The sequence below is a fragment of the Rhodococcus daqingensis genome (assembly GCF_042665615.1).
In the GTDB taxonomy this organism is placed as follows: domain Bacteria; phylum Actinomycetota; class Actinomycetes; order Mycobacteriales; family Mycobacteriaceae; genus Rhodococcus_G; species Rhodococcus_G daqingensis.
In genome coordinates, this window is sequence record NZ_JBHTCS010000009.1 from 478,032 (window position 1) to 495,510 (window position 17,479).

The window sequence follows — 17,479 nt, forward strand, 5'->3', positions numbered from 1 at the left end:
TGTCCCCATGACCAGTGTCCAGGAGCCCACTGCGCCAGAGGCGACAAACACCCCTGATATCCACACGACGGCCGGAAAGCTCGCCGACCTGCGCAGACGCCAGGAAGAAGCGAAGTTCCCGAGCGGCGAAGCCGCCGTCGAGCGGGTGCACGCCAAGGGCAAGCTGACCGCCCGTGAGCGCATCACCGCGCTGCTCGACGAGGGCTCCTTCGTAGAGCTCGACGCTCTCGCCCGGCACCGGAGCGTGAACTTCGGCCTCGCCGAGAACCGCCCCTTCGGCGACGGCGTGGTCACCGGCTACGGCACCATCGACGGCCGCGACGTCTGCGTCTTCTCGCAGGACGCGACCGTGTTCGGTGGCAGCCTCGGCGAGATCTACGGCGAGAAGATCGTCAAGGTCATGGACCTGGCGCTCAAGACCGGCCGCCCGCTGGTCGGCATCAACGAGGGTGCGGGCGCCCGCATCCAGGAGGGCGTGGTCTCGCTCGGCCTCTACGGCGAGATCTTCCACCGCAACGTCCAGGCCTCCGGCGTCATCCCGCAGATCTCGCTGATCATGGGCCCCGCGGCAGGCGGGCACGTCTACTCCCCCGCGCTGACCGACTTCGTCGTGATGGTCGACCAGACCAGCCAGATGTTCGTCACCGGACCCGACGTGATCAAGACCGTCACCGGTGAGGACGTCACCATGGAAGACCTCGGTGGCGCGCACACCCACATGGTCAAGTCCGGTGTCGCCCACTACGTCGCCTCCGGCGAGCAGGACGCCCTCGACTACGTCAAGGACCTGCTCAGCTACCTGCCGAGCAACAACCAGGCCGCCGCGCCGCGACTGGCCCCGTCGGATCCGATCGTCGGCTCCATCGAGGACTCGCTGACCGCCGAGGACCACGAGCTCGACACCCTGATCCCGGACTCGCCGAACCAGCCGTACGACATGCACGAGGTCATCCGGCGCATCCTCGACGACGACGAGTTCCTCGAGGTGCAGGCCGAGCGCGCCGCGAACATCATCGTCGGCTTCGGCCGCGTCGACGGCCGCAGCGTCGGCATCGTCGCGAACCAGCCCACCCAGTTCGCCGGCTGCCTCGACATCAACGCCTCCGAGAAGGCCGCGCGCTTCGTGCGCACCTGCGACGCCTTCAACGTCCCGATCATCACCCTGGTCGACGTGCCCGGCTTCCTGCCCGGCACCGAGCAGGAGTACAACGGCATCATCCGCCGCGGAGCCAAGCTGCTCTACGCGTACGGCGAGGCGACGGTCGGCAAGATCACCGTCATCACCCGCAAGGCGTACGGCGGCGCGTACGACGTCATGGGCTCGAAGCACATGGGTGCGGACCTGAACCTGGCCTGGCCCAGCGCGCAGATCGCGGTCATGGGCGCCTCCGGCGCCGTCGGCTTCGTCTACCGCAAGCAGCTCAAGGAGGCCGAGGCCACCGGCGCCGACGTCGACGCGCTGCGCCTGAAGCTGCAGAACGAGTACGAGGACACCCTGGTGAACCCGTACGTCGCGGCAGAGCGCGGCTACATCGACGCGGTCATCCCGCCGTCGCACACCCGCGGCCAGATCGTGGCGGCGCTCCGCCTGCTCGAGCGCAAGCAGGTTTCCCTTCCGCCCAAGAAGCATGGGAACATCCCGCTATGACAGCGACGAGGGAAACGACACTCGAAGACGTCGAGGTGCTCTCCGCAGCCGCCGAGGCAGTGGACTCCGCTACGGTCGACATCGTGGCTGCCGACAGCGAGGGCTCTTCATTGCCGGTCATCAAGGTGGTCAAGGGCTCACCGAACGACATCGAGCTGGCGGCACTCGTGACCGTTTTCGCGGCCGCCTCCGGCGCCGAGGAGGCTCCGGCCGACACCCGTCCGGCCGAGCGCTGGGGCGATCCCACCTCCATGCACCGGGGCGCCGCCCCCCTGTCCCCGTACGCGTACCCGAACCGTCGGTGACCACGCTCGTCCTGGCCTCGGCCTCGCCGGCACGGTTGACCGTGCTGCGCAAGGCCGGGGTCGAGCCGTTCGTCGTGGTCTCGGGTGTCGACGAGGATGCGGTGCAGGAGGCGCTCGGACCCTCGGCCGCCCCGTCTCGGGTGGTCACCGAGCTGGCGCGGGCGAAGGCCACGGCCGTGCTCACGGAGTTGCCCGCCGACGTCGCCGCCGACGCGGTGATCATCGGCTGCGATTCGATGCTGCTGATCGACGGCACGTTGCAGGGCAAGCCGCACACCGCCGACATCGCCCGGGCCCGCTGGCGTTCGATGATGGGCCGCAGCGGCACCCTGCTCACGGGGCACTGCGTGTTGCGCGTGCGGGACGGCGCGACCGTCGGCGAGTCGAGTGCGGACAGCGCCACCGTGGTGCATTTCGGGACCCCGTCCGGCGACGACCTCGAGGCCTACCTGGAATCGGGTGAACCGATGCAGGTCGCGGGCGCCTTCACCCTCGACGGACTCGGCGGCTGGTTCATCGACCGCATCGAGGGCGACCCCTCCAGCGTGATCGGCATCGGGCTGCCCCTCGTGCGACGCCTGCTCGGTGAGGTCGGGATAGGCGTGTCCGAGCTGTGGGGGCCTCGCTAGCCTCCCGCGGACTGCTCAGTCGGTACTGCCGCTCCGCCGCGTCTAGAATCGACGGCGGACCTGCACCATCCGACACAGCCTCAGGAGATCCCCAGTGCCCGTAGCGCCCGACCCGAACCCCTCCTTCGCGGCGTACGCCCATCCCGATCGACTGGTCACCTCCGAATGGCTTGGCGCTCACATCGGCGCACCGGGCGTCAAGATCGTGGAGTCGGACGAGGACGTTCTGCTCTACGACGTCGGTCACATCCCGGGCGCGGTCAAGATCGACTGGCACCTGGACCTCAACGATCAGGTCACCCGCGACTACATCGACGGCGAGGCCTTCGCGGAGCTGATGAGCCGCAAGGGCATCAGCCGCGACGACACCGTGGTGATCTACGGCGACAAGAGCAACTGGTGGGCCGCCTACGCGCTGTGGGTGTTCACCCTGTTCGGTCACGAGGACGTGCGACTGCTCGACGGTGGGCGGGACGCGTGGATCGCGGAGGACCGCGGCACCACCCTGGACGTACCCGAGAACCCTCGCACCTCCTACCCGGTGGTCGAGCGCGACGACGCCGCGATCCGCGCGTTCAAGGATGACGTCCTCGGCCATCTGGGCAAGGGACCGCTGATCGACGTCCGCTCGCCCCAGGAGTACACCGGCGAGCGCACCCACATGCCGGACTACCCGGAGGAGGGCGCGCTCCGCGGCGGCCACATCCCCACCGCGGTGTCGATCCCGTGGGCCAAGGCCGCGGCCCCCGACAGCCGGTTCCGCTCCCGCGCCGAGCTGGAGGAGATCTACGGCGCCTACGCGCCCACCGACGACGTGGTGGCGTACTGCCGGATCGGCGAGCGGTCGAGCCACACCTGGTTCGTGCTCACCTACCTGCTCGGCTTCGAGAAGGTCCGCAACTACGACGGCTCCTGGACCGAATGGGGCAACGCGGTGCGGGTCCCCATCGCCAAGGGCGAGGAGCCCGGAGAGGTCCCCGCGACCGCATGAGCCTGCCCGCACCGCTCGCCGAGATCGTCGACGACTTCGCCGCCGTCGACGGTCAGCAGAAGCTGCAGTTGCTGCTCGAGTTCAGCCGGGAACTCCCCGACCTGCCCGCCGAACTCGAGCAGGCGGCGATGGAGCCGGTGCCGGAGTGCCAGTCGCCGCTGTTCCTCTCGGTCGACGCCAGCGACCGGGACAAGGTGCGACTGCACTTCAGCGCCCCGCCCGAGGCTCCGACCACGCGGGGTTTCGCGTCGATCCTGCATCAGGGCCTCGACGGCCAGAGCGCCCAGGCGATTCTCGATGTCCCCGCCGACTTCTACTCGGCACTGGGTCTGGCGGAGGCGGTGAGCCCGCTCCGGCTCCGCGGGATGTCCGCGATGCTGACCCGCATCAAGCGACACCTCTCGGACTGATCGAGACCTGCACGCCGACCCGCCCGCCGGTAGACTCCCGGGCGGGCGGGTCAGCGTAGCCCTCCCCATCCGTCAGCACACCACTCGCAAGAATTGGATGCTGCCAATGGAATTCACCGAACTCGCCGATTACCCCATCTCCGCGGGCACCCTGATCGAGTGGCTTCCGTCCGCACCGTTCGACGCCGGATCGTCACCGTGGTTCGACGATCCCAGGCCCGCCTCCTATGTGCACGAGGCCCGTCTGCGCGAGGCCGCCCGCACCACCGGGCCCGAACACGGATCGTGGCTCGGGACCGCCTTCGAGATCGCCGGGCCGCTCGACGCCACTGCCCTCGAGCGGGCACTGACCGAATGGATCGACCGACACGAGGCGCTGCGAAGTCACGCCGGCATCAGCCCGAGCACCGGCGAGGTCAGTCGTCACACGATCGCCACCGGGCGGGTCCGGGTGCGAGCCCGCAGTCACGGCTACCGCAGCAACGGCGCCGAGAACCACTCCGCGCTGGCCGAGCTGTTCGACGGCTGCACCTCCCCGCTGTCCTGGCCCTCCTACGCCTTCGCCACGGTGGTGCCGCCCGGCCCCGACGGTCGTTTCACCGTGTTCCTCGCCGCCGACCACGCGATCATCGACGGTCTGTCGGTCGTGATCGTCGCGCAGGAGATCGAGGCGCTGTACCGGCAGGCCCGCGAGGGTGTCGACGCCGACCTGTTCCCGGTCGGCAGCTACGTGGACTTCGGTGCGCGCGAACGCGACGGCGCCGCCGAGTTGGACACCGGGCACCCCGTGGTCCAGCTGTGGCGGTCGACCCTCGACAGCGGCGGCGGGTCACTACCCGAGTTCCCGCTCGGCCTCGGCGACGCGGAACCCGGCCCGGTGCCGCAGAGCGGGGTGTCCACCTGGGCGCTCGACGCGGACGGCGCGGACGCGTTCACGCTGGCCTGCCGCAAGCTCGGGCACAGCTTCTTCGCGGGCACCCTCGCGTGCCTCGGCATCGTCGGCGCCGAGTTGGCCGGCGAACCACGATTCGAGGCGGTCACCCCGATGCACACCCGGAACGATCCGCAGCTGGCCGCCTCGGTCGGCTGGTACGTCGGGCTCGGCCCGATCTGCTTCGACGTGCGCGGCGCCCAGTCGTTCGGCGAGCTCGCCGCGCGCGCCCAGGAACAGATCGCCGCGGCCAAGCCCGCGGCACGGTATCCCTACGAGCGGGTCAGCGAGGTGCTCACCACCGCCGCCCGGCCCCGGTTCGTCGTCTCCTACATGGACCTGCGGTTCGTCCCGGCGGCGACGCAGTGGCCGGAGTGGAACGCACGGGCCCTGCGCAGCAAGCAGTACGAGCACGACGTGCACATCTGGGTCAACCGGACGCCCAAGGGGGTGAACATCGCCGCCCGGTACCCCGACACCGACGAGGCGGCGGACAACGTGCACCGCTATCTGGGCCGGCTCGGGAACCTGATGGAGGAGGTCGTCGGCACCGGAACCTGCGCGCTCACGGACCGCATCACCGGGTGACCGGAAGAATTACTGGTCAGTAGTGTTTGACCCGCCCGGGCGGCCATCGGGACGAATTCGCTATCCGATTACATCGGGCCGGGGGGCGGTGCCTACACTCCGATGTGATGCCCGTAACCACCCCGCCGGGTACGACCCCCGCGAGGGGATCGAACAGCGGGTACCCCTTGCGACAAACAGGAGGCTCAGTGCCCAGTCATGCCAGCGCGCACATCACCAAGGTGCTCGTCGCCAACCGCGGCGAAATCGCCGTGCGTGTGATCAGGGCGGCAGCGGACGCAGGCCTGGCCAGCGTCGCCGTGTACGCCGAGCCGGATGCCGACGCGCCGTTCGTGCGCCTTGCCGACGAGGCCTTCGCCCTCGGCGGCCAGACATCCGCCGAGTCGTACCTCGTGTTCGACAAGATCCTCGACGCAGCGAAGCGGTCCGGTGCCGACGCGATCCACCCCGGCTACGGCTTCCTGTCCGAGAATGCCGACTTCGCCCAGGCCGTCCTCGACGCCGGGCTGATCTGGATCGGTCCTTCGCCGCAGTCCATCCGCGACCTCGGCGACAAGGTCACCGCCCGGCACATCGCCGAGCGCGCCAACGCCCCGATGGCCGCGGGCACCAAGGACCCGGTCAAGAACGCCGACGAGGTCGTCGAGTTCGCCAAGAAGTACGGCGTGCCGGTCGCGATCAAGGCGGCCTTCGGTGGCGGTGGCCGCGGCATGAAGGTCGCCCACACCATCGAGGAGATCCCCGAGCTCTTCGACTCCGCCACCCGCGAGGCGATCGCCGCCTTCGGCCGCGGCGAGTGCTTCGTCGAGCAGTACCTCGACAAGGCCCGCCACGTCGAGGCCCAGGTCATCGCCGACCAGCACGGCAACGTCATCGTCGCCGGCACCCGCGACTGCTCGCTGCAGCGCCGCTTCCAGAAGCTGGTCGAGGAGGCGCCCGCGCCGTTCCTCACCGACGACCAGCGCGCCCGCATCCACGCCAGCTCCAAGGCGATCTGCAAGGAGGCCGGCTACTACGGCGCCGGCACGGTCGAGTTCCTCGTGCAGGGCGACACCGTGTCGTTCCTCGAGGTCAACACCCGCCTGCAGGTCGAGCACCCGGTCACCGAGGAGACCTCGGGCATCGACCTCGTGCTCCAGCAGTTCAAGATCGCCAACGGCGAGGAGCTGGAGTTCACCGAGGATCCGGCTCCGCGCGGCCACTCCTTCGAGTTCCGGATCAACGGCGAGGACGCGGGCCGCGGCTTCCTGCCCGCCCCCGGACCGGTCACCAAGTTCGTCGCCCCCACCGGCCCCGGCGTCCGCATGGACTCGGGCGTCGAGTCCGGCTCCGTCATCGGCGGCCAGTTCGACTCGATGCTGGCCAAGCTGATCGTCACCGGCGCCACCCGCGACCAGGCGCTCGCCCGAGCCCGCCGCGCGCTGGCCGAGTTCCAGGTCGAGGGCCTCGCGACGGTCATCCCGTTCCACCGCGCCATCGTCGAGGACCCGGCGTTCATCGGCAACGGCGAGGGCTTCGACGTCTACACCAAGTGGATCGAGACGGAGTGGAAGAACTCCGTCGAGCCGTTCACCAACGGTGAGGCACTCGACGAGGACGAGGCGCTGCCGCGTCAGTCGGTCGTCGTCGAGGTCGGCGGACGCCGCGTCGAGGTGTCGCTGCCCGGACAGTTCTCGCTCGGCGGAGGCGGTTCCACCAACGGCGCCACCCGCAAGAAGCCGAAGCCGCGCAAGCGTGGCGGCGGCGCGGGCGGAGCGGCGTCCGGTGACGCCGTGACGGCCCCCATGCAGGGCACCGTGGTCAAGGTCGCCGTCGAGGAGGGCCAGGAGGTCGCCGAGGGCGATCTGATCGCCGTACTCGAGGCCATGAAGATGGAGAACCCCGTCAACGCGCACAAGGCCGGCGTCGTGACCGGACTCGCCGTCGAGCCGGGCGCCGCCATCACCCAGGGCACCGTGCTGGCTGAGCTCAAGTAGTACAAGCACCGCCGCTCACGCCCCCGATCGCTCACGCGATCGGGGGCGTTCGGCGCTGAAGGGACGAGGATCAGAACTGATGGAACCCATCGAGGTCAACGCCGGCGCCTGGTACCTGCGCGCGTTGCGCGCCGACGAGCGGGTCGACGACCGGCCCGCCCTCACCGACGGCGGGATCGACGACCCGGACTACGTCGCCACCCGCACAGCGCAGTGGGCGGCCGACGAGCACTACTCGTGGGCGGTGTGCCAGCCGAACACCGGCGAACTGCTCGCCGAGGTGGGCCTGACCCTGGACGGGCCGCGAGCGGTGTTGGTCGGCTGGGCCCGCGCCGGGCACGAGGACGCGCTCAGCACCGCGACGACCGTCATCCGCCGGTTCGCCGAGGGGGCGCTGGACCTGACGGTTACGTGAGCAGCTTCGCGCGAAGCGCCTCGCGGTCCGCGGCCGCGAGCCCGAGACCGTCTTCGAAGTAGCCCTCGACGTCCCCGAATGCGGAGCGGACCTGTTCGATCGCCGCCTCGAGATAGGCCCTGCGCACGCCGAGGATGGGCAGCAGGATGTCGGGGTTGCCGCCCGCGGCGCGGAACTTGTCGAAGACCGGCTCGAAGGCGGGCAGCAGCTGCTCGTTGGTCAGCAGGTAGTCGGCGAATGCGTCTTCCTCGCTGACCCCGAGGAACATCAGCAGCGCAGCGCTCGCCCAGCCCGTCCGGTCCTTGCCGGTGGTGCAGTGGATCAACGCGGGAGTGCTCTGCGCCCGCGCCAGGTCGGTGAACAGGCCGCGATAGGACGCGACCGCGCTGGGCAGGGTGACGAAGTCGCCGTAGCTCTTGAGCAGGTACTCGTTGGTGTCGCCGGTGCCGAGCAGCCGCTCCGCCAGCTCCGGGTCCGTGAGGATCTGCTGCATCATCGCCGGGGCCGCGCTCGGATCGGTGTCCGCGAGCACATCCAGCGCCACCTCCCTCGCCCCGGCCGGGATCCGGTCGGGCAGCAGCGCCCGCTCGGCCTCGGTCCGCAGGTCGAAGACGGTGGTGATCCCCAGCGCCTCCAACGCGGCGACGTCGCCGTCGACCACCCGGCCGAGATCGGTGGAGCGATAGACGACACCGGTCCGAACCCTGGACCCGTCTGCCGTCGGGTAACCACCGATGTCGCGCAGGTTGGGCACCGAGGCGATGGGGATGCTGGCGCCGACCGTGGAGGGAGTGCTCATACCAGCACGGTAGACCACGATCGCACGCCGCACTCAGGCCCGCCCGTAATTTCGTTCGATGTTTGAACGGATTTCATGGATGCCGGCCTTCTCGGCGCGCAGGCGCGCGATCGCCGCGTCCAGCTGGCGACTCCGTTCGTCGAGCTTGTCCAGTGCGGCCGCGCGTTCGTCGTCCGATACATCCCGCTCGTCACCGCACACGATGTGCAGCATGGACGACGCCTCGGCGAGGGACATGCCCGATGCCAGCAGGCATCGGACGTCGTGGACCGTCTTCGCGTCCTCGGGCCCGTAGTGGCGATAGCCGTTGAGGTCGCGGCCGGGCGACAGCAGACCCGCGTTCTCGTAGTGACGAAGCATCCGCGCACTCGCGCCCGTGATCGCGCTCAACTCACCGATCCGCATTCGTCCTCCACCTTGACATTGACGTTGGTGTCATACTTTACGTTGGCCGCATGACGAACGAAACGAGCACAGCGAACGTGGTTCTCGTGGTTGCGCACCCCGATCGGAACTCGGCCACCTGGGCCATCGGCCGCGCGATCGAACAGGGGATCCGGACCGACGGGACCGCCTCGGTCACCACACACGACCTCTCCCGAGCGGGGTTCGATCCCGTCTTCGGCGAGCAGGATCTCGAGCACTACCGGAACGGCGGGGATGCGCCAGCCGACGTCCGGCGCGAACAGCAGCTGCTGGATCCGGCCGACGTGATCGTCGTCCTCTTCCCCGTGTATTGGTGGGCCATGCCAGCCCTCGCCAAGGGCTGGATCGACCGTGTGTTCACCCGAGGGTGGGCCTACGACGACGGTCCGGACGGCGGTCCGAGCGCGATCAACGAGCTGCACTTCGTGGGCGTCGCCGCCGTCGACGAGGGCACCTACGATCGGCGCGGCTACCGGGAGGCGATGACCACCCAGCTGCAGCACGGCATCGCCGGCTACTCCCGGATCGACGAGTCGTCCGTGCGGCTGCTCTTCGGCGCGGAGACGGCGGACCCGCACGTGCACGAGCAACTGATCGCCGAGGGCCACAAGATCGGCGCCGACATGGCGCGCCGCGCGCAGGCCGTCTTCGATCGGGCCGTCGAAGCCTGAGCATTTGCCGGCCGGTCCGTTCGTGCCTGCATAATGACTCCTCCAGTGGTATCGGCGTTTTCGTCCGTCACGGCATCGGCGGAACTCGACGGGAGGATGTGGCAGATGGACGAAGTCTGGTTGGCGCTGCGTTTCGAGGAACACCGGTCCCACCTGCGAGCGGTGGGCTACCGGATGCTCGGCTCGTTGAGCGACGCCGACGACGCCATCCAGGAGACCTGGCTCCGGCTCAGCCGCACCGACGCCGACAGCCTCGAGAACCTCGGCGGCTGGCTGACGACCGTCATGGGTCGGGTGTGCCTGGACATGTTGCGCTCTCGCAAGGTGCGTCGCGAGGAGTCCATGGGCGAGCAGCACCTGCCCGACCCGATCGTCAGCGTGGTGGAGGGCACCGACCCCGAACACGAGGCGCTGCTGGGTGATTCGGTCGGACTCGCGCTGCTCGTCGTTCTCGACACCCTGACCCCCGCCGAGCGCCTCGCCTTCGTCCTGCACGACATGTTCGCGGTGCCATTCGAGGACGTGGCGCTCGTCGTGGGAAAGACCACCGCCGCCACCAGGCAGCTCGCCAGCCGGGCGCGCCGCCGCGTCCAGGATTCGACCCCGGTTCCCGATCCCGACCTCGCGCGACAGCGGGAGATCGTGGAGGCGTTCTTCGCGGCCGCCCGCGGCGGCGACTTCGACGCGCTGGTCGGGCTCCTGGACCCGGACGTCGTGCTCAGGGCCGACACCGGCGTGGGAATCCTGAAGGTGGTCCGCGGGGCGGCGGCCGTCTCCGCGCAGGCGCTCAGCTTCGCCCGGTTCGCCCAGGCCTCGATGCCGGTGCTCGTCAACGGCGCCTTCGGACTCGTCAATGCCCCGAAGGGCCGGGTGCAGTCGGTCATGTCGGTCACCGTCACCAACGGCCGGATCGTCGACATGTACATCCTCGCCGACCCGTCGCGTCTGGAGCGCCTCGGGCGGGAGTTGTCCCGGGACTGAGACCGCTACCGGTCGAGCACCCGGCCCAGCGCGTCCACCGCGGAATCGAGCTCGGCCACCGTCACCGTGAGCGGCGGCCGGAACCGGATCCCCCGCGACCCCGTCCCCAGGATCAGCACGTGCTCGCGCTCGCGTAGCTCGGTGACGACGGCGTCGCGTCTGTCGGTCGAGTCCAGCGTGAACGCGCACATCAGGCCGCGGCCGCGGGGATCGGTGACGGCCGGATGCCGCTCGGCCAGGTCGACGAGCCTCGAGACCAGGTGGACGCCGAGCAGCCGCGCGCGGTCGATCAGCCGGTCCCGCTCGATCACCTCGAGAGTGCGGCGGGCCCGCACCATGTCCGTGAGGTTGCCGCCCCAGGTGGAGTTGATCCGCGAGGACACCCGAAACACGTTGTCGGGCACCTCGTCCACCCTGCCGCCGGCCATGATCCCGCACACCTGGGACTTCTTGCCGAACGCGACCACGTCGGGGACGAGGCCGAGTTGCTGATAGGCCCAGGCGGTCCCGGTCAGTCCGACACCGGTCTGCACCTCGTCGAGCACGAACAGCGCGTCGCGTTCGTGGCAGAGTGCCGCCATCTCCTGCAGGAACTCGGCCCTGAAGTGATGGTCGCCGCCCTCACCCTGGATCGGCTCCGCGATGAAGCACGCGATGTCGTCTGGATATCGGTCGAACGCCAGTCGCGCCTGGGTCAGCGCCCGTTCGTCGGCCTCGTCGGCGTCGCGGCCGGGCTCGAGGTACGGGGCGTCGATGCGGGGCCAGTCGAACTTCGGGAACCGGGCGACCTTGTTCGGGTCGGTGTTGGTGAGCGACATCGTGTACCCGCTCCGGCCGTGGAACGCGTGGGTCAGGTGCAGCACCTTGGTGCCCAGCGCCGGATCGAGCCCGCGGGCCTCATTCGTCCGGCTCTTCCAGTCGAACGCGACCTTGAGCGCGTTCTCCACCGCGAGCGCCCCACCGTCGACGAAGAACAGGTGCGGCAGTGCCGGATCGCCGAGGACCCGGACGAAGGTCCGCACGAACTCTGCCATCGGCACCGAGTAGATGTCGGAGTTGCTCGGCTTGTTCACGGCGGCGGTGGTGAGCTCGGCCAGGAAGGTCTCGTCCGTCGCCAGGTCCGGGTGGTTCATCCCGAGCGCGGAGGACGCGAAGAAGCCGAACATGTCCAGGTAGGCGGTGCCGTCGCGCTGATCGACGAGCCGACGGCCGTGGGACCGTTCCAGATCGAGGACCAGATCGAATCCGTCGACCAGCAGGCTCTCCCGCAGCACCTCGTGAACCTCGTCGGGGGCGAGGTCGGGGACGGGCCGAGAACGCCGGATCGCCGTGCTCATACCTCAAGATTATGTGAATAATCCTGCCAAGGTCACCCAGCGACGAAAAATTGCCTGCACGATGTTCAGCTTTCGTAAAATGTTTGCAGGATGATGGTGCTGCGGGTCCGCACGTTGGCAGTGGACCGGATCTCCTGCAGCAGCGCCTCCAGGGCCCGGGGCGAGGCCACCCGCACCAGCAGGACATAGCTCTCCTCCCCCGCGACCGAATGGCAGGCCTCGATCCCGGGGATGTGCTCGAGCCGAGCGGGAGCGTCGTCGGGGCTGGACGGGTCGAGGGGGGTGATCGCGACAAACGCCGACAACTCGTTTCCCAACGCCTCCGGGTCGACCTTCGCCGAGTAGCCCCTGATGACCTGGCGGGCCTCGAGCCTGCGCACCCGAGCCTGGACGGCCGAGACCGAGAGACCGGCCTTCTCGGCCAGCGTCGCCAGGGTCGCCCTGCCGTCGGCGATCAGTTCACGCACCAACAGGGTGTCGATCTCGTCCAGTGTGTCCGGCACCAAGGCAGGCTAACTCAGCGGACACTGGAGCAGGCACGCACAGGAGGAGACCATGAACCTTCCCGAGACCGAGACCTTGCGGACGATGGCCGAGGAGGCGCTGCGCGCTTGCGGTGCCCGTGACGAGCACCCTTCCGCCGACGGCACCCTGATCGCAGGCTCGCCGATCACCGGCGGGGTCCTGTGCGCCCTGACGCCCAGCGGCCCCGAACAGGTCGCGGACGCGATAGCCGAGGCGCACGACGCCTTCGCGCGGTGGCGGACCGTGCCGGCACCGCAACGCGGCGCGCTCGTCCGACGGCTCGGCGAGCTCCTGACCGAGCACAAGTCCGACCTCGCCACCCTCGTCACGCTCGAGGCGGGAAAGATCACCTCCGAGGCACTCGGCGAGGTCCAGGAGATGATCGACATCTGCGAGTTCGCGGTCGGCCTCTCCCGCCAGCTCTACGGCAGGACGATGGCCTCCGAGCGCCCCGGGCACCGGCTGATGGAGACCTGGCATCCGCTGGGCGTGGTCGGGGTGATCTCCGCGTTCAACTTCCCGGTGGCCGTGTGGTCCTGGAACACCGCGGTCGCCCTGGTCTGCGGGGACACCGTGGTGTGGAAGCCCTCCGAGCTGACCCCCCTGACCGCGATCGCGTGTGATGCGTTGCTGCGCAGGGCCGCCGAAGACGTCGGCGCGCCCACCGGGGTGCACCGCCTGGTGCTCGGCGCCGGACCGGTCGGCGAGCAACTCGTCGACGATCCGCGGGTCGCACTGGTCAGCGCGACCGGTTCCGTGCGGATGGGCCGGGAGGTCGGGCCGCGGGTCGCGCAGCGCTTCGGCCGGTGCCTGCTCGAACTCGGCGGCAACAACGCGGTCGTCGTCGCCCCGTCGGCGGACCTCGACCTGGCCGTGCGGGGGATCGTGTTCTCCGCGGCGGGCACGGCGGGCCAGCGGTGCACCAGCCTGCGCCGGCTGATCGTGCACTCCTCGATCGCCGACGCCGTGGTGGACCGGATCGCAAAGGCCTACGGCCAGCTGCGGGTCGGCAACCCGCTCGAGGACGGCGTCCTGGTGGGCCCGTTGATCCGGGGCACCGCGTTCGAGGCCATGCAGGCGGCGCTGGACAAGGCCAGAGCGGACGGCGGCATCGTGGCGTGTGGCGGCGAACGGGTGGAGTCGGGCGGCGGCCACTACGCCACCCCCGCGCTGGTCCGGATGCCCGACCAGACGGCGGTGGTGCGCGAGGAGACCTTCGCCCCGATTCTCTACGTGCTCACCTACGAGACACTCGACGAGGCGATCGCCCTGCACAACGATGTGCCGCAGGGCCTGTCGTCCGCGATCTTCACCATGGACCAGCGCGAGGCCGAGCGCTTCCTCGCCGCCGACGGCTCCGATTGCGGGATCGCCAACGTGAACATCGGCACCTCCGGGGCCGAGATCGGCGGCGCGTTCGGCGGCGAGAAGGAGACCGGCGGCGGCCGCGAGTCGGGGTCCGACGCATGGAAGGCGTACATGCGCCGGGCCACCAACACCGTCAACTACTCCGATCAGCTTCCTCTCGCGCAGGGCGTCAGGTTCGGGTGATCGACTTCACCCGCTCGTCGTAGCCCGCCCGGCCGGCCGAGTCGACGGACGTCACCGCCCGGTTGCCGCCGACGGCCTTGCGGACCAACCCGACCAGTGACTCCGGCGCCAGCGCGAGCGCGACGTCGAGGGCGGCCAGGTAGCCGGGCACCGGGGTCTGCGCGCGCCGGGTGCGGCAGGTCCGCACCACCGCCGCGGCGATGTCCTCCGGGTCCACCGTGGGCAGCCCCTTGCCCAGCGGCAGCCCCGAGGTCAGCGTGGTGCGCACCGCGCTCGGCAGCACCGTCGACACGCTCACCCCGTGGTCGGCGAACTCCAGCCGCGCCGCCGAGGACAGGCCCACGGCGGCGAACTTGCTGGCGTTGTACACGGCCAGCCCGGGGATGGCGATCTTCCCGGCGAGCGAGGCGACATTGACGATGTGGCCGCGACGGCGCTCGATCATCCCGGGCGCCACCGCCCGCATGCCGTGGATCAGCCCCCACACGTTCACGTCGATCGTCGCCTCGCCGATCTCGTCCGGCTCCTCGAGGAACGGGGCCACCGGCATCACGCCGGCATTGCCGACCAGGACGTCGATCGGACCGAGGTCGGCGACGGCGGCCGCAACGCAGGCGTCCCAGGACGCCCGCGTCCGCACGTCCAGCGTGTATGCCCGTGCCGCCGAACCGATCTCGGCCACCACCTCATCGGCCGCGGCGCGATCGAGGTCGGCGACCGCGACCTTGGCGCCGCGCGCGGCCATGGCCTGCGCGGTGGCCCGCCCGATCCCGCGCCCGGCACCGGTGATGAGGACGACGGCGCCGGCGAGGTCGATCGCGGGGTAACGCTGCTCTGCTGTGAGGTTCATCGGGTCACCATTTCTGTGGGGAGGTCGGTGGAGGTCTCGTACGCACGCTCGTCGAACTCGCCGAGCCGGTTGCGCATCCGCGCCGTGGACCACGGCCAGTTGAAGCTGTTGCGCCCGTTGACGTCCAGGAAGTAGCTCTGGCATCCGCCTGCGTTGTAGACGGTGGTGGCCAGCGCCTGCTGCACCTCGGCATTGAACGCCGCCTGCACATCGGGTCGGGGCACCATCCGGGTCCAGCCGCTCTCCCTGGCCGCCGCGATCGCCTTGGCGACGTAGCCGAGCTGCGCCTCGAGGATCATGAACGCGGAGGTGTGGCCGGTCCCGAGCGCCGGGCCCAGCAGCACATAGGCATTCGGGAAGCCGGCGATGGTGGTGCCGAGGTAGGCCTGCGGGCTGCCCTTCCAGTGCTCGTCGAGGCTGCGGCCCTCTCCGTCGAAGACCTTGCCCCCGATCGGCATGTCGAGGATGTGGAAGCCGGTGCCGAAGATGATGGCGTCGACCTCCCGCTCGGCACCGTCGGCCCCGATCACGGTGTTGCCCCTGATGGCCGTCACCGCATTCGCGTGCACCTCGACGTTGGGGCGGGTCAGCGCCGGATAGTAGGAGTTCGACAGCAGCAGCCGCTTGCATCCGAGGGTGTAGTCGGGGGTGAGCGCCTTGCGCAGTTCTGGGTCACGGACCTGGGCGCGCAACTGCGCCTTGCCGATCTGCTGAACGATCCGCAGGATCCACGGGTGCCGGAACCCGAGCCCGAGCGCCTCCATGATGGAGTACTCGATCGCCCGCAGCGCGCGGTGCGCACCCGGAACCCGCCGCATCACCCATCGTTCCGCCTTCGGGACGTGATGGTCCGGCTTCGGCAGCACCCACTGAGCCGTGCGCTGGTAGAGGTGCAGCTCCTCGACCAGGGGCGCGATCGCGGGTACGAACTGCACCGCGGAGGCCCCCGTGCCGACGACGGCGACACGCTTGCCCGCCAGGTCGTAGTCGTGATCCCACCGCGAGGAGTGGAACACCTTGCCGCCAAAGGTGTCCAGGCCCGGGATCTGCGGCACCAGCGGTTCGTTCCAGGGGCCGGCGGCCGCCACCACCGAGTTCGCCGTGAAGGTGCCGTTCGAGGTCTGCAGCACCCAGCGGTGCACCGATTCGTCCCAGTCCGCGCGGACGAGCTCGGTTCCGAAGCGCACGTGGTCGCCGACGCCGTGTTCGGCGGCGGTTCGGTCGATGTACCGGCGGATCTCGTCCTGGCCCGCGAACAGCCGGGTCCACTCCGGGTTCGGCGCGAACGAGAACGAGTACAGGCCCGAGGGGACGTCGCAGGCACACCCGGGGTAGTCGTTGTCTCGCCAGGTGCCGCCGAGCGAATCACCCTTCTCCAGGATGGCGAAGTCCGTGATCCCCATCTGCCGCAGGGTGATCGCGGCACCGATCCCGGAGATCCCGGCCCCCACGATGAGGACCTCGAAGTGCTGGGTCGATGTCTGTGTCATGACAGTGCCTTTCGCGTCGTGCGCAGGGAGGCCTCCAACGTGGCCAGGCGCCTGCGGTCGTCCATGAAGTTCGGGCCCATCACGGCCAGGTCCTCTGCGGTCGCGTCGAGCCGGATCACCCGGGTGCCCGCCGCCTCGACGGCGGCGACCTCCGCGTCCAGGCCCGCGCTCATCCAGCCGCGCAGGACCAGGCGCTCGGCGCGGGCTGCGCCGCGGCCGGGGACCCGTCCGGTGGAGGCCATCGGCGCCAGCACCACCAGTTCGTCGAGTTCGAGCGGTGCGACCAGGTCCGCGGACGCGGTCGAGGCCGCGCCCCCGTCGACGAAGCGGCGGTCGCCGACCCGCACGGGCGGGAACCAGCCCGGGATCGCCCAGGAGGCCCGAAGAGCCTGCGAGAGAGTCGCTTCCGGGGCACCAGGCGAGCCGAACGCGACGCGCTCTCCGCTGTCGTAATCCATCGCGACAAGCCAGGTCGCGGGGTGGGACACCCACATGCGACCCGGGGCCATGCCGAGCGCGAGCCGGTGCAGCCAACCCGCGTCCCCACCACCGGGCGGCAGCAGCCCGCTCAGCGCCGTCACCGGCGCGACCTCGCGGCGCAGGCCTGCGCGCGCCAGCCGTGGCGAGCCGAGTCCGAACCGCGGCAGCGGCGGCATCCGGCCGGGGGCGTCGGCGAGGTGACCGCGCAGCGCCGGATGGGTGACCTGCTCCCCCAGCTGCATCGCGAGCAGCTCGTCCACCCCCACCCCGCTGCCGAGCATGGTCACCAGTTCCGCGCCTGCCGACGTACCGACGAGCACCGCGGCCTCGCGGGGGTCCCAGCCGAGCTCGTCGCGGACCGCGGCCAGCGCCGCGACGGTCCACGCCGCGCCCAGGGTCCCGCCGCAGCCGATCACCAGGCCCCGACGAAGTTGTCTGTCACTCGAAGTCATATTCAGAAACTAGCAGTATTCGAA

18 protein-coding genes are annotated in these 17,479 nt (G+C 70.0%); 11 read left to right on the forward strand and 7 right to left on the reverse strand.

Annotated features, from left to right (window positions below):
* Window positions 1-7: 7 nt before the first annotated feature.
* The 8 genes from ACFQS9_RS06780 to ACFQS9_RS06815 all read left to right on the forward strand — a co-directional run bounded on the left by ACFQS9_RS06780 (window position 8) and on the right by ACFQS9_RS06815 (window position 7,893).
* The gene (locus ACFQS9_RS06780; RefSeq protein ID WP_378402768.1) at window positions 8-1,648 is read left to right on the forward strand and encodes an acyl-CoA carboxylase subunit beta; all 1,641 of its coding nucleotides are present in this window, start codon (window positions 8-10) and stop codon (window positions 1,646-1,648) included.
* Entirely contained in the window at window positions 1,645-1,953 is a 309-nt protein-coding gene (locus ACFQS9_RS06785) for an acyl-CoA carboxylase subunit epsilon (RefSeq protein WP_378402770.1), read from the forward strand. The genes ACFQS9_RS06780 and ACFQS9_RS06785 overlap by 4 nt, the downstream gene beginning before the upstream one ends.
* Complete coding sequence (locus tag ACFQS9_RS06790; protein WP_378402772.1) at window positions 1,950-2,582, forward strand: Maf family protein; 633 nt, start codon at window positions 1,950-1,952, stop codon at window positions 2,580-2,582. The genes ACFQS9_RS06785 and ACFQS9_RS06790 overlap by 4 nt, the downstream gene beginning before the upstream one ends.
* A 94-nt stretch (window positions 2,583-2,676) precedes the next feature.
* The gene (locus tag ACFQS9_RS06795; RefSeq protein ID WP_378402774.1) at window positions 2,677-3,573 is read left to right on the forward strand and encodes a sulfurtransferase; all 897 of its coding nucleotides are present in this window, start codon (window positions 2,677-2,679) and stop codon (window positions 3,571-3,573) included.
* Window positions 3,570-3,983 carry a SufE family protein gene (locus ACFQS9_RS06800; RefSeq protein WP_378402776.1) on the forward strand — a complete coding sequence of 138 codons (414 nt, stop codon included), beginning with the start codon at window positions 3,570-3,572 and terminating at the stop codon, window positions 3,981-3,983. Before ACFQS9_RS06795 ends, ACFQS9_RS06800 begins: the two co-directional genes overlap by 4 nt.
* Before the next feature lie 106 nt (window positions 3,984-4,089).
* Entirely contained in the window at window positions 4,090-5,502 is a 1,413-nt protein-coding gene (locus tag ACFQS9_RS06805) for a condensation domain-containing protein (protein ID WP_378402778.1), read from the forward strand.
* Between the two features lie 188 nt (window positions 5,503-5,690).
* A complete protein-coding gene (locus tag ACFQS9_RS06810; protein WP_378402780.1) occupies window positions 5,691-7,478 on the forward strand; it encodes an acetyl/propionyl/methylcrotonyl-CoA carboxylase subunit alpha in 1,788 nt (595 codons plus the stop codon).
* Window positions 7,479-7,557: 79 nt separating this feature from the next.
* Window positions 7,558-7,893, forward strand: a complete 336-nt coding sequence (locus ACFQS9_RS06815; RefSeq protein ID WP_378402782.1) for a hypothetical protein — start codon at window positions 7,558-7,560, stop codon at window positions 7,891-7,893.
* Here ACFQS9_RS06815 and ACFQS9_RS06820 read toward each other — a convergent pair.
* The gene (locus tag ACFQS9_RS06820) at window positions 7,886-8,692 is read right to left on the reverse strand and encodes a tyrosine-protein phosphatase (RefSeq protein ID WP_378402784.1); all 807 of its coding nucleotides are present in this window, start codon (window positions 8,690-8,692) and stop codon (window positions 7,886-7,888) included. The two genes, ACFQS9_RS06815 and ACFQS9_RS06820, sit on opposite strands and share 8 nt — an antisense overlap.
* Before the next feature lie 33 nt (window positions 8,693-8,725).
* On the reverse strand, window positions 8,726-9,097 hold the full coding sequence (locus ACFQS9_RS06825; RefSeq protein ID WP_378402786.1) for a MerR family transcriptional regulator: 372 nt from the start codon (window positions 9,095-9,097) through the stop codon (window positions 8,726-8,728).
* Between the two features lie 50 nt (window positions 9,098-9,147).
* Here ACFQS9_RS06825 and ACFQS9_RS06830 point away from each other — a divergent pair, with 50 nt between their 5' ends.
* Together ACFQS9_RS06830 and ACFQS9_RS06835 are read left to right on the forward strand one after the other, a co-directional pair.
* Window positions 9,148-9,789, forward strand: coding sequence for an NAD(P)H-dependent oxidoreductase (locus ACFQS9_RS06830; protein WP_378402788.1), 642 nt, complete (start codon window positions 9,148-9,150; stop codon window positions 9,787-9,789).
* A gap of 105 nt (window positions 9,790-9,894) precedes the next feature.
* Window positions 9,895-10,770, forward strand: a complete 876-nt coding sequence (locus ACFQS9_RS06835) for a sigma-70 family RNA polymerase sigma factor (RefSeq protein WP_378402790.1) — start codon at window positions 9,895-9,897, stop codon at window positions 10,768-10,770.
* 5 nt (window positions 10,771-10,775) lie between these two features.
* On the opposite strand, the gene lat is transcribed toward ACFQS9_RS06835, so the two are convergent.
* Window positions 10,776-12,107, reverse strand: coding sequence for an L-lysine 6-transaminase (gene lat / locus ACFQS9_RS06840; protein WP_378402792.1), 1,332 nt, complete (start codon window positions 12,105-12,107; stop codon window positions 10,776-10,778).
* 65 nt (window positions 12,108-12,172) lie between these two features.
* Window positions 12,173-12,613, reverse strand: coding sequence for an Lrp/AsnC family transcriptional regulator (locus ACFQS9_RS06845; protein ID WP_378402794.1), 441 nt, complete (start codon window positions 12,611-12,613; stop codon window positions 12,173-12,175).
* Window positions 12,614-12,662: 49 nt separating this feature from the next.
* On the opposite strand from ACFQS9_RS06845, the gene amaB reads away from it, so the two are divergent.
* Window positions 12,663-14,183: an L-piperidine-6-carboxylate dehydrogenase gene (amaB, locus tag ACFQS9_RS06850; protein WP_378402796.1), complete on the forward strand. Its 1,521-nt coding sequence runs from the start codon at window positions 12,663-12,665 to the stop codon at window positions 14,181-14,183.
* On the opposite strand, the gene ACFQS9_RS06855 is transcribed toward amaB, so the two are convergent.
* The 3 genes from ACFQS9_RS06855 to ACFQS9_RS06865 are packed head-to-tail and all read right to left on the reverse strand — an operon-like array spanning window position 14,170 to window position 17,455.
* A complete protein-coding gene (locus tag ACFQS9_RS06855) occupies window positions 14,170-15,033 on the reverse strand; it encodes an SDR family oxidoreductase (RefSeq protein WP_378402798.1) in 864 nt (287 codons plus the stop codon). The genes amaB and ACFQS9_RS06855 overlap by 14 nt on opposite strands.
* Complete coding sequence (locus tag ACFQS9_RS06860; RefSeq protein ID WP_378402801.1) at window positions 15,030-16,523, reverse strand: flavin-containing monooxygenase; 1,494 nt, start codon at window positions 16,521-16,523, stop codon at window positions 15,030-15,032. The genes ACFQS9_RS06855 and ACFQS9_RS06860 overlap by 4 nt, the downstream gene beginning before the upstream one ends.
* Window positions 16,520-17,455 carry a patatin-like phospholipase family protein gene (locus ACFQS9_RS06865; protein WP_378402803.1) on the reverse strand — a complete coding sequence of 312 codons (936 nt, stop codon included), beginning with the start codon at window positions 17,453-17,455 and terminating at the stop codon, window positions 16,520-16,522. Before ACFQS9_RS06865 ends, ACFQS9_RS06860 begins: the two co-directional genes overlap by 4 nt.
* Window positions 17,456-17,479 lie beyond the last annotated feature (24 nt).

What these genes read in the sequence shown, in the direction of transcription:
- ACFQS9_RS06780 (WP_378402768.1), top strand. Translation starts at nt 8, where the DNA reads ATGACCAGTGTCCAGGAGCCCACTGCGCCAGAGGCGACAAACACCCCT.
- ACFQS9_RS06785 (WP_378402770.1), top strand. Translation starts at nt 1,645, where the DNA reads ATGACAGCGACGAGGGAAACGACACTCGAAGACGTCGAGGTGCTCTCC.
- ACFQS9_RS06800 (WP_378402776.1), top strand. Translation starts at nt 3,570, where the DNA reads ATGAGCCTGCCCGCACCGCTCGCCGAGATCGTCGACGACTTCGCCGCC.
- ACFQS9_RS06805 (WP_378402778.1), top strand. Translation starts at nt 4,090, where the DNA reads ATGGAATTCACCGAACTCGCCGATTACCCCATCTCCGCGGGCACCCTG.
- ACFQS9_RS06815 (WP_378402782.1), top strand. Translation starts at nt 7,558, where the DNA reads ATGGAACCCATCGAGGTCAACGCCGGCGCCTGGTACCTGCGCGCGTTG.
- ACFQS9_RS06820 (WP_378402784.1), bottom strand. Translation starts at nt 8,692, where the DNA reads ATGAGCACTCCCTCCACGGTCGGCGCCAGCATCCCCATCGCCTCGGTG.
- ACFQS9_RS06825 (WP_378402786.1), bottom strand. Translation starts at nt 9,097, where the DNA reads ATGCGGATCGGTGAGTTGAGCGCGATCACGGGCGCGAGTGCGCGGATG.
- ACFQS9_RS06830 (WP_378402788.1), top strand. Translation starts at nt 9,148, where the DNA reads ATGACGAACGAAACGAGCACAGCGAACGTGGTTCTCGTGGTTGCGCAC.
- ACFQS9_RS06835 (WP_378402790.1), top strand. Translation starts at nt 9,895, where the DNA reads ATGGACGAAGTCTGGTTGGCGCTGCGTTTCGAGGAACACCGGTCCCAC.
- lat (WP_378402792.1), bottom strand. Translation starts at nt 12,107, where the DNA reads ATGAGCACGGCGATCCGGCGTTCTCGGCCCGTCCCCGACCTCGCCCCC.
- amaB (WP_378402796.1), top strand. Translation starts at nt 12,663, where the DNA reads ATGAACCTTCCCGAGACCGAGACCTTGCGGACGATGGCCGAGGAGGCG.
- ACFQS9_RS06855 (WP_378402798.1), bottom strand. Translation starts at nt 15,033, where the DNA reads ATGAACCTCACAGCAGAGCAGCGTTACCCCGCGATCGACCTCGCCGGC.
- ACFQS9_RS06860 (WP_378402801.1), bottom strand. Translation starts at nt 16,523, where the DNA reads ATGACACAGACATCGACCCAGCACTTCGAGGTCCTCATCGTGGGGGCC.
- ACFQS9_RS06865 (WP_378402803.1), bottom strand. Translation starts at nt 17,455, where the DNA reads ATGACTTCGAGTGACAGACAACTTCGTCGGGGCCTGGTGATCGGCTGC.